The sequence below is a fragment of the Candidatus Methylomirabilota bacterium genome (genome assembly GCA_003104975.1).
In the GTDB taxonomy this organism is placed as follows: Bacteria; Methylomirabilota; Methylomirabilia; order Methylomirabilales; family Methylomirabilaceae; genus Methylomirabilis.
Genome location: PQAM01000008.1, coordinates 26,710 through 38,611 on the forward strand (window position 1 = coordinate 26,710; position 11,902 = coordinate 38,611).

General features: G+C 60.9%; 13 protein-coding genes. 3 read left to right on the forward strand and 10 right to left on the reverse strand.

Translation table 11 applies throughout. From position 1 onward, the window contains the following. The first annotated feature begins 63 nt into the window (after window positions 1–63). Both C3F12_03775 and C3F12_03780 read left to right on the forward strand, forming a co-directional pair. Complete coding sequence (locus C3F12_03775) at window positions 64–960, forward strand: hypothetical protein (GenBank protein PWB47114.1); 897 nt, start codon at window positions 64–66, stop codon at window positions 958–960. A gap of 1 nt (window position 961) precedes the next feature. After that, window positions 962–1,906 carry a cation transporter gene (locus C3F12_03780; GenBank protein ID PWB47115.1) on the forward strand — a complete coding sequence of 315 codons (945 nt, stop codon included), beginning with the start codon at window positions 962–964 and terminating at the stop codon, window positions 1,904–1,906. 193 nt (window positions 1,907–2,099) lie between these two features. Here the strand turns inward: C3F12_03780 and C3F12_03785 are convergent, their stop codons facing one another. The 7 genes from C3F12_03785 to C3F12_03815 form a co-directional block, all read right to left on the reverse strand. Beyond that, a complete protein-coding gene (locus C3F12_03785; GenBank protein ID PWB47116.1) occupies window positions 2,100–3,782 on the reverse strand; it encodes a hypothetical protein in 1,683 nt (560 codons plus the stop codon). A gap of 36 nt (window positions 3,783–3,818) precedes the next feature. Then, entirely contained in the window at window positions 3,819–6,911 is a 3,093-nt protein-coding gene (locus tag C3F12_03790; protein PWB47117.1) for a hypothetical protein, read from the reverse strand. A gap of 263 nt (window positions 6,912–7,174) precedes the next feature. After that, window positions 7,175–7,363 carry a hemin uptake protein HemP gene (locus tag C3F12_03795; GenBank protein PWB47578.1) on the reverse strand — a complete coding sequence of 63 codons (189 nt, stop codon included), beginning with the start codon at window positions 7,361–7,363 and terminating at the stop codon, window positions 7,175–7,177. 53 nt (window positions 7,364–7,416) lie between these two features. Next, a complete protein-coding gene (locus C3F12_03800; GenBank protein PWB47118.1) occupies window positions 7,417–8,397 on the reverse strand; it encodes a hypothetical protein in 981 nt (326 codons plus the stop codon). Continuing rightward, window positions 8,394–8,807, reverse strand: a complete 414-nt coding sequence (locus tag C3F12_03805; protein PWB47119.1) for a biopolymer transporter ExbD — start codon at window positions 8,805–8,807, stop codon at window positions 8,394–8,396. The genes C3F12_03800 and C3F12_03805 overlap by 4 nt, the downstream gene beginning before the upstream one ends. Further along, the gene (locus tag C3F12_03810; GenBank protein ID PWB47120.1) at window positions 8,804–9,406 is read right to left on the reverse strand and encodes a MotA/TolQ/ExbB proton channel family protein; all 603 of its coding nucleotides are present in this window, start codon (window positions 9,404–9,406) and stop codon (window positions 8,804–8,806) included. The genes C3F12_03805 and C3F12_03810 overlap by 4 nt, the downstream gene beginning before the upstream one ends. A gap of 26 nt (window positions 9,407–9,432) precedes the next feature. Next, window positions 9,433–9,804, reverse strand: a complete 372-nt coding sequence (locus C3F12_03815; GenBank protein PWB47121.1) for a hypothetical protein — start codon at window positions 9,802–9,804, stop codon at window positions 9,433–9,435. A gap of 36 nt (window positions 9,805–9,840) precedes the next feature. Between C3F12_03815 and C3F12_03820 the strand changes: the two genes are divergently transcribed. Beyond that, window positions 9,841–10,383 (forward strand): bacterioferritin, encoded by a 543-nt coding sequence (locus C3F12_03820; GenBank protein PWB47122.1) that lies wholly within the window; start codon window positions 9,841–9,843, stop codon window positions 10,381–10,383. Between the two features lie 30 nt (window positions 10,384–10,413). Here the strand turns inward: C3F12_03820 and C3F12_03825 are convergent, their stop codons facing one another. The 3 genes from C3F12_03825 to C3F12_03835 form a co-directional block, all read right to left on the reverse strand. Further along, complete coding sequence (locus C3F12_03825; protein ID PWB47123.1) at window positions 10,414–10,776, reverse strand: hypothetical protein; 363 nt, start codon at window positions 10,774–10,776, stop codon at window positions 10,414–10,416. A gap of 62 nt (window positions 10,777–10,838) precedes the next feature. After that, on the reverse strand, window positions 10,839–11,351 hold the full coding sequence (locus C3F12_03830) for a hypothetical protein (GenBank protein ID PWB47124.1): 513 nt from the start codon (window positions 11,349–11,351) through the stop codon (window positions 10,839–10,841). Continuing rightward, window positions 11,351–11,896 (reverse strand): FMN-binding protein, encoded by a 546-nt coding sequence (locus C3F12_03835; protein PWB47125.1) that lies wholly within the window; start codon window positions 11,894–11,896, stop codon window positions 11,351–11,353. Before C3F12_03835 ends, C3F12_03830 begins: the two co-directional genes overlap by 1 nt. Between the last annotated feature and the right edge of the window lie 6 nt (window positions 11,897–11,902).

An 11,902-nucleotide genomic window follows, 5' to 3' on the forward strand; every position in this document is an offset into this window, starting at 1 on the left:
AGGGGAATTTAAAAAACCTCCTCTCCCCAACCTGGGGGAGAGGATAGAAGTGAGGGAGCGGCGATGACCGATGTCGAGGACGTGACTCACAGAGTAGAGGGTGACATGAGTGGTGATGCGGGTGATTCGCCGAAGACGATTGGCCCGCTCTTACAGGAAGCAAGGATGGTAAAGGGCCTCACAATCGAGGCGGCAGCCGACGCCAGCAAGGTCCCCCTCTCCTTTGTCAGGCTGCTGGAGCAGGAGCAGTTCCATCTGGTCCCCGATTTCTTGTATCTGACCCGCTTTCTCACGGAATACGCCGCGTTTCTCGGTCTCGATTCGAAACAACTCTTGGCGCAGCTTAAGACACAGGTGATTTCGAGCCGTGTGAGGGAGGTGCCACATCCATCATCGTCAATAGGCGCTCAGCTCGATACCCGTCGCCTGCTGATCTACCTGCTGCCTGCGGTGGTCGTGATCCCCCTGATCTTCATCGGGCTCTCCCTCTTCTCAGGTCCATCGCCGACGCCCCCACCCGCTCACCAATCAGAGCCCCCGGTGCCTCAGGAGACGGTCACGCCGACTCCTGAGGCTACGACGGCAGTCCCATCCGGCCCTCAAGGCGCCTCCCCCGGTCAGGAGCGGCCGATCGCACCGATAACACCCCAACAACAGGTCGTAGCGCCACAAATACAGCAGCCGCAACTCCAGTCCGCGCGGTATACGCTGCGCGCCGAGGCCAAGGATACGACCTGGATTTCGCTGTCCGCTGACGGCGCGCCCTTGAAAGGGGTATTGATGCGTCCCGGCGAAACCCTACAGTGGTCGGCGAACAACAGATTTGTCGTGACGATCGGTAATATCAAGGGAGTAGCCGTCTCGCTGAACGGGCGGCCGATTGCGTTAAAGGCGGACTCCGGCCTGGTGATCCGGAATCTTGTCTTACCGACAGAAGGCGGGCCCCCTGCGGGGCAGTAAGATGGGAATGGGAGCGCATACGGGCATGGCCCACGATCACGGAGTTTCCGTCGGTCGGCGTCTGCAGATCGGGATCGTCCTGAACCTCTTATTTGCCGGGGCCGAGTTGGTGGCAGGCCTGACCGCACAAAGCCTGGCCCTCATCGGCGATGCCTGGCATAACTTCAGCGATGTTATCGGCTTGGCCATCTCATGGATTGCGCTTCGACAGGTGGAGCGCCCCGCCAATGAACGGAAGACCTTCGGCTATCACCGGGCCAGCATCCTGGCCGCCCTTGCTAACGGGCTTGCGCTGATCGGGGTCACCCTCTGGCTGTTCTATGCGGCGATTCAACGGCTGGGGTCGCCGATTGCGCCGGAGGCGCCGATCATGATGGCGGTCGCCGGGATCGGGTGCCTGATCAATGTCGGGGTCGCCCTGTCGCTTCGGCGCGGGACCCGCGATCTCAACATCCGCAGCGCGTTCCTGCACCTGATGAGCGATGGATTCGTGTCGTTAGGCGTCGTGGTGGCCGGTGGGATTATACAGTTCGGCGGCTGGGGCCTGATCGACCCGCTCCTGAGTGTTGCGATCGGGCTGCTGGTGCTGGTCGGCTGCTGGGATATCGTGGCGGAGACCGTGAATGTGTTAATGGAGGGCGTCCCGCGCGGGGTCCAGATGGATCGCCTGTTGCGGGCCGTGCGCAGCTTCCCGGAGGTCAAGGATGTGCACGACCTGCACGTCTGGAGCCTCAGCTCGCATGTCTATGCCATGAGCTGCCACCTGCAGGTGGCTGATCTGCAGGGGAGCTACGGCGATCGACTGCTCGACCGGATCAACCAGATGCTGAAGGAACGCTTCGGTATCGCCCACACCACATTTCAGATCGAGGCCGACGCCTGCACGCTCGAGCAGGCCTGCGCCCTCAATTCGAAGGGACCTACAACCGCTCTTCAGCCGCGCTAAGGCCCATTAGTTCGCCTTGTGGTTGTCTTGCTCCCGTCGGATTGCGGCCGCGCCCTTAGGTATGTACGCCTGTCCCGCCTGGTCATTGCGAGCGACCAACGGGAGCGCGGCAATCTCACTGTCGTTGTTCTGAAGAACTGTGAGATTGCTTCGGCTCCGCCTCGCAATGACTCGGAAAGCGCTTAAGGCCTTGTCAATTGCTCCCCTCTCGCGCTACGGGTGTGTTCTGCAGTCCGGTGGCATCAAGCCAGTTTTCGATCTGTTCCTCGATCCAGCGTGTGAAGTGTGGATGCGACGCGATACCCTGGTCGTTTAGGGTGTAGTCGAGGCCGGAGAGCAATTTCCGGTATGGGCCGGCCCCGGCGATTCGGTTCGAGATGACAAGAACCCGCCCGCCCTCTCTTTGCGTTTGTTCGATTGTTTTCCGAACCTCCGCCACGGCGCGCTTGCTCTTCTCCGGCCAGTCCTCGCGCACGGTGGCGACCTTGATGGCCTTGAACTTCGCGGGGGCCTTTTTTCGAATAAACTCGGCCCGCTTCTCCAGTTGCTCGATCCAGAACCGTTCATCCTCGTCGTCGCCGGAACCGTGGGCCAGGAGGATCACCGTCTCCCGATCCGGGGCCTGGCTCACCTCGAGGGTGCGCTGCAGGAGGATCACGGCGATTAGGGGGTGGTCACCGAACCCGCCACTCGTGGACAGTATCGCCCCGCTCCTGATGCGGGACGGCCCGCTCTTCTCGTTGTGACTGTGGCTCACAGCGCCCATTGTGCTTCTGAGGCCCAGAACGAACTCGGTCTCCGCCTGGAAGCTCTGCGGGAGGTCGTAGAGTCGGAGGACGTGGATCCTTCTGGCGCCCCGCGCCTCGACCTTATCGATGGCCGCCTGGAGGGTGTCGTCATCGGCCATCCCGAAGGCCACCTCGATGTTGTACCTCTGTCGCAGCGGCTCAACAGCAGAAAGAATCCGCGCATTGTAGTATTCACCCGCGCCGTGCGCCATGACGACAATGCCAACCTCCTCCCTGCGAAGCGGGAGGTAGTGGCTGGCCGTTTTGCGAAGCCAGCGTAACACGAGAGGATCGGGGAGGAGTTCCCGGCCATCGTAGGCGCCGGCGCCGCCGCTCAGCAGCGACTCGATCTTTTGGCTCAGCCGCATCGATCCGGTGTGCTTGTACCCCAGATGGAAGGGGACCACCAGCGTGCGGAGGTCGGTCTTCTTGATCGCCCTCACGATGGTTGTCTCGGCCAGCGCGTTCCCCTGATCTCTGACGGCATCGGGGGCCTGGCCGGCGTACAAGATCGCGATGGACATATCAGCCAGGTGAAGGGTCTTCTTGACCTCGGCCGCAAGGCGCTCCAGCTCGCGGGTCATTGCGTCAGCTTCCTCCGGCGAGGTCGCCCCAAAACCGATCACGACGAGCCGCTCTTTACTCGGCTCCTTTGAGAGGGTTCTGACGCGGTCTTCGAGGATCTGCTGAGCCGGCGAGCTTCCACCAAACACCGGCGCAATCCGGATCTTGGCGCTCGCCAGGATCTCCCTGGCCTTTTTCAGGTGGGGATCTGCTTCAGAGACGACAAAAGGAATCAGCACGATCTCCGTTGCTCCCTCGCGCTGCATCTCAGCAACGGCGCCCTCCAGTGTCGCGCGGACATCTCGCTGGTAGTCCTCGGACAGGGAAATAAAGACCAGGCGGGTGAGGTGCGAGTTGTCGAATTCGGCCCACGCGGTCTTGATCTCTTCGTTGCCAAGATACCCGCGATCAGGGGCGATCACCAGAAAGCCTGGTGAGGGTAGGGTAGCGAGGGCGGAGGACTCGAGTCCAATAGCTATCGCCACCACAATCCACACTGTAAAGGTCCGAGTCAGCGTATGCATGTATCTCCTTCTCCTCCTTCTCCTCAGTTCAGATATTTAGAATCTCCACTCCAACCCCAGCAGAAACGTGCGCCCGGCCTCTTCCACCTTACGGCTCGTTGTGCCGTCGGCCGCCTTCTCTCGCTCGATTCGCTTCTCATCGGTCACGTTCTCGGCCTCAAAGAACAAAGCGACATTTTTGTAGACGCGCTGATGGACGGCCACGTCAACGGTAGAGGAGGGTTTGATCGCCCTCACGCCCCCCTCCGGCTTGAATTCCTTACGTCGTCCGATGTGGTTCCACGCGATGGATGCCGTTGTCCCCAAAGAGGCGAGGGTATAATCCATCCCTGCGTTCGCGATGACGCGCGGCTGATCTTTGAACCGTCGCTTCCGCCCACTCTTGTCCCGCACTGCCGACTCCAGGAACGTCTGGTTGGCCCAGAGCATGAAGCCTCCGAGAACGTCGAGGCCGGTCACGCTGAGGTCGAGCCGCTGCTCGATCTCGGCGCCGCGGGTCCACCCGTCACCGACGTTCTGGACCCGGAAGACATCCTTGCCCTCCTTGTCAATACCTGTATCCACTTCCTCGATGACGTCAGAGATCCGCTTGTAAAACAGGTTCACGCCTAAAAAGAGCCGCGCAGTGGCGAACTCTCCGCCGGCGTCGAAATTCCACGATTTGGCGGGGTCGAGGTTGGGATTGCCGACCGTGATTTTTTTTCCATCGTCCTGCTCGAATGGCGACAGCTCGTCGAACTTGGGGCGATTGACCGCTCGGGAGACGGCCGCCCGGAGGCTCAGGTCGTCCCGGAAGCGGTAGAGGAGGTGGACCGACGGATTCGTGTCGGTGACGCTCCTGCTGCCGCGGGTATCGTCGCCGGCGCGGGAGTCGAGGCTCACATGCTCAAGCCGGACGCCGGGGAGCACGCTGATCCGGTCGGTCAGCCACACGGTGTCTTGGATAAAGGCGGCGAAGTAGTCCTCTAAAAGGTCGTATTTGTCCTTCGGCTTGGTCGTATCCTTGCGTTTGCCCGCCTTGTCGATCTCCAGGGCATCCTTGTCCCGAAACCGGTCCCGGGATCGAAAGGCGCCGCCGAACTTCAGCTCCTGTCGCAGGCCGATGACGAACGGCACGGCGACCGACGTGGAGACGTTCCACGTCCGGTCCTCCTTCCGTTCCGACTCGACGGTGGTCTTGTCGACGGCAAATACGCCGGCGCTCTCCTTGAAGGCCAGCTTGTCCTTATCTTTGTCCTCTTCGGTCAGGTAATAGCCGACCAGCGTCTCCCAGGTAAGGCCGCTCGCGAAGGTATGCCGGTGACCCAGCCCGATCCCCCAAGTCTGTGCCGAGGAGACCTCTTCCTCTTGTTCCTTCGTCGAGGCCTTGCTGGGATCCCGTACGATTTTGGTCTTCTGCTTGTCCTTGTCGAGATCGAGGAGGAGCGGCTTCAGGTGGAGCTCGCCCGGACCGTAGAACAACCCCAGGTCCAGATTGAAATTTTTAGAGACCTGATCCTCGGAGTCGTCTTCGACCTCGGTTTTGCCCGTCGAGAACAGCTTCTGCTTGGGGCGCTCGAAGGCGTTGTCGAGGTAATCGAAGGCACCCATAATTCCAAACCACGAGCTGGGGCGGTAGCCGAACCCGAGCGCGGCGTTCAGGATCTCCCCGTCCAGATCGCCTCGGCCGCCTGCACCCACACGCCCCTCCACCGTCGGCTCCACCGGGATCGGACGGGTGTGGATATCGATGCGTCCGGCAAGTCCGTCGCTCTCGAATTCCGCTGTCGGATTCCGAATGATGCGAATGCGATCGAGCATGAACGAGGGGATCCGGTTGACCTGAAATTCGCGTTTCTCGCCGCCACCGGGCAACTGAACCCCGTCCACCTGAATACGCGTGAATTCTTTGTCGAGCCCACGCAGGCGGACGTCGTTTCGCTCTCCCGGTGGACCCTCAAGATAGAGACCGGGCATCCTTTGAAGCACGTCGCCGGCCCGCCGGTTGTTCCGGATCGTGAACTCCTCACGGGAGGTTTCGGCCTGTGGCACCGGATCGACCAGACGCCTTCTTTCCGAGATTGCCGTCTCATCGACAACCACCTCCGGCAGGCGGAGGCTCTGTCTCTGCTCGAGCGTGTCGAGCTCGGCTGGCTGAGCCAGCGCCGGCCCCCCGTGGAGAACTGCCAGAAACAATGCGATCGCCGCGCAGCCACGACCACCGTTTCCCCGTTGAAGCCGAAGCCTTCTCCGCCTTGCCAACGTCGGATAGATCCACAGATAGAGTCCCGTGCCGACGAAGAGAACGAAGCCGATCGCCGTGATGTCATAGAGCAGCCAGAGCCGGTCGGCGAACAGCTTCCCTGTATGGAGGTCGGTCAGATATTTATCCAGCGCCATTCGCGGTATCGCGGCCGTGGCCAGAAGCGCCAATTGCTTACCGCCCAATTCACTCACTTCGCCCGATGTCTGGTTGTAGCGATAGAGGCCGTTGTGCGTGCCAACGAGTACCGTCTCCTGATGCCCGGGAGCAAAGGCAATGGCCACGACGTGGCGGGACTTCTCATCGATGGGGAGCACGGCGCTGACATCTTCCCAGTGCGCCCCACCATCGCGCGAGCGGTAGAGGCCGTTCTGCGTTCCCATCCAGACGGACCGCGGATGCAACAGCGATAATTGGAGGGTTCGCACTTCCAGCTTCTTGCCCCCACCTAGCGGCCCGTCCTTGATCGGTGCCCAGGTGCGCCCGCGGTCCAGGCTCTGGAAAAGCCCCCAGCGCGTTCCGGCCAGCCACCTCTCGTCGGTTGCAAGCAACGCGGTAACTTCCACGCCATCGAGGTCGCCTCCCGCTCGCGCCCACCTGCTCTCCTGTTGCATCATTAACCCGGCCTTGGTTCCGGTGAGCAGGGCGCTCTCGGTCAGTTCCTTCGTCCCAACGGCTACGGCCTTGATCTCTCTCGCCTTTTCCGCCATCTCTCGTGCGTACCAGCTCGGGATGAGAGCGCCCGACACCTCGGTCGTCCTCAGGATCGACGCAAGATCCTTCTTGTGTACGAGGACCAGCCCCGTCACACCGATGACGGTGACGAACACGGCCAGCACGACACCGACCCACGTGTGGACTTTCCGATTCAGCGTGATGAAACTCATCTGGACATGACCTCACCGGTCGAGATGCGTTGAGGTTGCTCGGCTTGTCCACAACATTGCAGGCATGGGGGGTGAGGCGCGCGTCCTGACGTCTCATCGAATGTGGGGACCGACGTTTCCCGGTATTGAGCGCCGGCGACCCGACATCCGTGCTTGACCCACATACGAGTCTCCTTTCTTCCCGGATGCATCCGGGGATCAGGTGGCTCGCTGCCAGGAGTCGGACGTCGGCTCCGTGGTGGCTGGCTGGTTAACCCGAGGTTTTACTTCGTGAGGATCAATTTCCCATTGCGCGTGATACGCAAGACGTACTCCTGTCCCTCGTGAATGATCACAAGCTCCCGATCGCGCTGGAACAGCGTCGCGCTCTCGATTTTCCGTCGGCAATGCACCGGCGGGGACGAGGCCGCCAGGCGATCAGTCCTGTGTGCGGACGGCGCCTGTTTCATCATGGTCGTATCACTCTGTGCATCGATCATCTACAACTCTTGGCTGGCATGCCCGGTCACCTCAACATGAACCGGACCGGCAGCGTCACCCACACGGCGACCGGCCGGTTCCCCTGTCGGGCGGGCTCAAACCGCCACTTCTTCACCGCCTCCAGGGCTGCCCGGTCCAGGTCTCGGTGCCCGGCGGACCGCTCTATCAGGGCCTTATCGACCGTACCATCGGCCCGGATTTCGAACCTGAGGAGGCTTACGCCCTCGATCCCCTCTCGCCGCGCCGAATCCGGATACCGGGGCCTGATCTGATAGCCCCCCAGAGGCCGAGCGAGCCGGGTTGGACCTCCCGCCCCTCCTCCAGGTCCCTCGCCGCCGGCTCCCGGGTTGATCCCTGTCACCTTCTCTGCTCCGCCGGTCCTGCCCAGGCCCAGACCGTTGTTCCCCGCGCCTCCGCTACCTCCGCCGTTTCCGGTTCCAGGCATGGCCACAACGTCTCCCTTCGGCGATAGGCTTCCGGCCCCCGCTTCCCCGCCTTCAACCGGCGTCACAGGGTTCCTTTCGGCCGGGGAGGTCGGTCCGAGCAGGTTGCCTTGACGACCCGTCGTATTGATGGCCGGCAGGGGAAGGAGGGGGCCGGGCTCCAGCTTGGCCGGCGTCTTGGTCTCGGCAGAGGGAAGGGGTCCGGGAGGAAGCTCTTTCGCCTCACGGGGATAGTCCATGGGCACCGGGAACGAGGGGACCGCTACCGGCTCCTCAATCGAGGGGAGCTTCGAAGCAGACTCAGCCGTGTCGGCTACAGGTCGCTCCTTCAGGCGCGGCGGCGTGATGTGCTCTGACGCTTTCGGCCTGGCCATCTCTTTTTGTGGTGAGGGGGGAGGCAGCGGGAGCGAAGGAGCCGTGGTTATCACCTCAATCGGAATAAGCTCCGTCGGCAGCGACCGGTCGCTCAGCTCGATCAGGCGCGGGATAGAGGCGAGGCCTGCCATATGGACCAGGACCGAGGTGACTAAGGGATATGTGAAGAGTTTCGATCGTATTGTCATCTCTGTGCTCCTGCAGGCTTCACGGCGATGGCGAGACGGCCGACGCCCGCCCCGCGCGCCGCATCCATAGCCTCCACGACGCGCCCGTGGGGGACGCCCTCGTCTGCATTGAGGATGATGGCCAGGTTGGGATTGTTGGCCAGAAGGGCTTTGAGAGCGTCCGGGAGCGCCTCCAACGAGATCGATTGCTTGTTCAAATAGAGTCGCCCCTCCTGGGTCACCGTCAGCGAGGCGTGCTCCTGCAGGGCGTGCTGGCCGCTTGCGGCAGTGGGGAGGTTGACGGGCATCCCCCGGTAGACGGCCATGGAAAGAGACGCCATCATGAAAAAGACCAGGAGGAAGAAGACCGTATCGATCATCGGGATGATTTCGATGCGCGCTTTCTGGGGTGCGTGGCGAAGAAGCTTCACGACCGATCTTCCTTCAACATCAACTCGAGTCGAGAGCCGTAGTGCTCTATTTCGCCGAGGGTTCGCTCGATTCTTGCGGAGAAGTAGTTATAGGGGACGAGGGTGGCGATGGCGATCCCGAGGCCCGTGGCGGTCGCAATGAGAGCCTCGGCGACGCCGCCGGTGATGGCGTTGGGTTGGTTGATGCCACTGGACGCCATAACCCCGAAAGCGCTGATCATGCCGGTAACGGTGCCGAGCAGCCCCAGCAGCGGCGAGAGGGTGATCACGGTATCGAGGATCGGCAGGTGCCTCCGCAATCGGGCCAGTTCCCTGTGAACAGCAGCCTCCATCGCCAGCGTGGCGGAAGGGTTTTTGTGGCAGATCCCCGCTGCCAGGACCCGCGCGATCGGGGAAGGAGAAGCCTCGCCAAGACGGATCGCATCTTCCCAGTGAGCCCTCGCCGCCAGTTGCAGCGTCCGATCGGCATCCGCGGAAGAGCGGCGTTGCCACCAGAACCACCCCCGCTCGATGATCACAGCGAGGGACAGTACGGAACAGCAGAGCAGGGGGATCATCACCGGCCCCCCTTTGATGAGCACAGCAACCAACGCGGACACCTTTTTCCCCTCCTTGATCTCTTTAGTTAGCCCTTCCGACCCAGGATCTCCTTGATGAAGATCCGAAGTTTCTTGAGAGCCGCCTTATCCCGACTGGCAGCTAGGGTTGTCACGAGGCCAATAACCTCCTGGGCCTCTGAACACCGTTCGGACGACCCCAGAGGGAACTGGAACAGGTCTTCGACTCGAACGTCTAGGGCGGAGGCGATCTTTTGAAGTGTCTTTAATGTGGGATTACATCGCCCCGCTTCGATGCGCTGAAGGTATTTGTAGTTCAGACTCTTCGCCTCTACCGCGTCCTGGCGAAGCCCGCGCGCTGATCGAAGGGCCCTGAGCCTTTTGCCCAGTAAGACCTGAACAGTTGGAGGTAGTCTCTCGGAACCGATCTGCCTACTCATAGCAAGGTTGACATCTTCCGCTATGGGGTCTAAGTTATGAAGTATTCAGGGCGCTTTCTACGCCGCAACGTTATCGCCTTACTCTCTCAGCCTGTAAGGCCCAGAGGAAAGGAGGAAGCCATGGACGTTCAGCGGGTGATCGCAGGGCTCAATCGAGTGTTGGCCATCGAATATGCAGCCATGATTCAGTACCTCCAGGACAGCGTCCTGATCCAGGGCCTCGAGCGGGCATACCTTGCCGACTTCTTCAGGGACCGGGCCAAAGATGAGATGGGGCATGCCGAGCGCCTCGGCGATAAGATCGTGGCGTTGGGCGGCGTCCCCACCATTGAACCGGCGCTGATCACCCAATCGCTCGAAGTGGCCGAGATGTTTAGGCAGGGCCTGGCGGCGGAACGGGATGCCCTTACGGCCCTGAAGGCGCTGCTGCAGGAGGTACAGGACGATGTCGCCCTCCGGGTGATGATCGAGCAACTCTGTCACGATACGCAGGGACACATCGAGAGCTTCGAAAAGCTCCTGGCCCAGAAGCGATTGGTCATCGCTACCAAAGAGGTGCGCCTCAAACAGGTCGCCTGATCCAAGGCCGCTGCTTCCTCATCGGAACTCTCAGGGACAGAGCGAGAGGCTCAATCCTTGAGGGTTCCTTTGTGTGTATTGGCTGATTTTGCATGTCATTTTCAATGTCGGGATAGACGATTTCACTCGCCCGGCGCCCCTCCCCAGAATTGTTTTCAGAGCCCTGATCTGAAGCGGATCGAGCCGTATACGCTTCTGGATATACCAGCCGATCCCTTCGCCATAGCCTAAGAGACGAAGCTCCAGTTTCGTTTTGCCTTTAGAGGCCAGAAGGGCGATCTCGAGTCGGGTTGTTCCGTCCTCATTGAACTGCCCGCCCAGATTGAACTCCTTTTCCTGAACCGCCACCCTCCTGTCTTTCTCCTCTACTGCCATTTGATGCTCTTGAAGCATACGAACACCTCCTTGCTATTTAGTGCCCAAAAAAGCGCCAGAATATTTTTCACATTCATCCCTCATTCTGCCTTTCGGAGATCGTCCCGGTAGGCGTTGGGAACCTTCATGTAAAGCGCACCGAGGACGGAGACGATCAGCGCTGCCATGGTGGTCTGAAGGAGAAGGAACGCGCCGATCTTGACGTAGGCGAAAGAGGGATGCGCAAACCGGATCAACCAGCCCGCGGCCTCGTTGGAAATCGCCGACAGGAAGGTCAGGTGTATCAGCCAGATCTTGATCAGAGGCCTGAAGGGCACGAACAGCACGAGGTGGCTCAGCGTCAGGATGAAGATGCCCATGGCCAGAAGATGGAAATGGCTGATCTCGAGCAAGACCTTGTAGCTGCGAGGCGGCATGAACTGCTCCTCCGATCCCCTGTAATAGGCGACGACAGACTCGTAATTAAGCCCCATCTGGTTAAAGAAGAACAATGCGTTGGTGAGCCACAGGCCCGCACTGTAGACGAGAAACCACAGAATGATAGCGCGCAGGAGCCGGTTCTGGGTCCACTCCCCTGTGACGACGAAACGCATTACCGCTCTCCCTTTGCGATCAACACCTGGTAGAGGGCCAGCACCTTGCGGACCGACTCGGCCATGGCCCGAGCGGTCAAGGTCGCCCCGGTGATCCCGGCGATCCTGCCTCCCACCCGGAGATCCGGGGTAAGCCTTGCCTGATCGAACTGCTTGAGCCAGCGTGCTTCCGGCAGGTATTCCAGGGGTTCATAGAAGGCCAGGACGATCGTCGATGCCACCCGCCCTTCAGGGGAGAGTACAACCATGACGACCTCGGGGAGGGTGCGAACGGTCTGCGCATCGATCACGGCGTAACCCAGCAGCTTTCCGCCCCGCTTTCCCATATACATGGTCACAAGTTTTGAATCAAGCCGCGTGCGCGCGAGGCTCTCAACCTGCTTCTGCTGAGCCTCCGTCAAAAAAAACGTCTTATTCTCAATGTCATCGGCCTCCGGGAAGGCCGCTTTGATGGCCTCGTCCTTGGCGTAAAAGACCTTGGCGAGCAGGTGATCTGGTGCTGCGAAGACCAGCGCGATGAGTACCAGGATGGTCAAGAGACGCATCTGCCT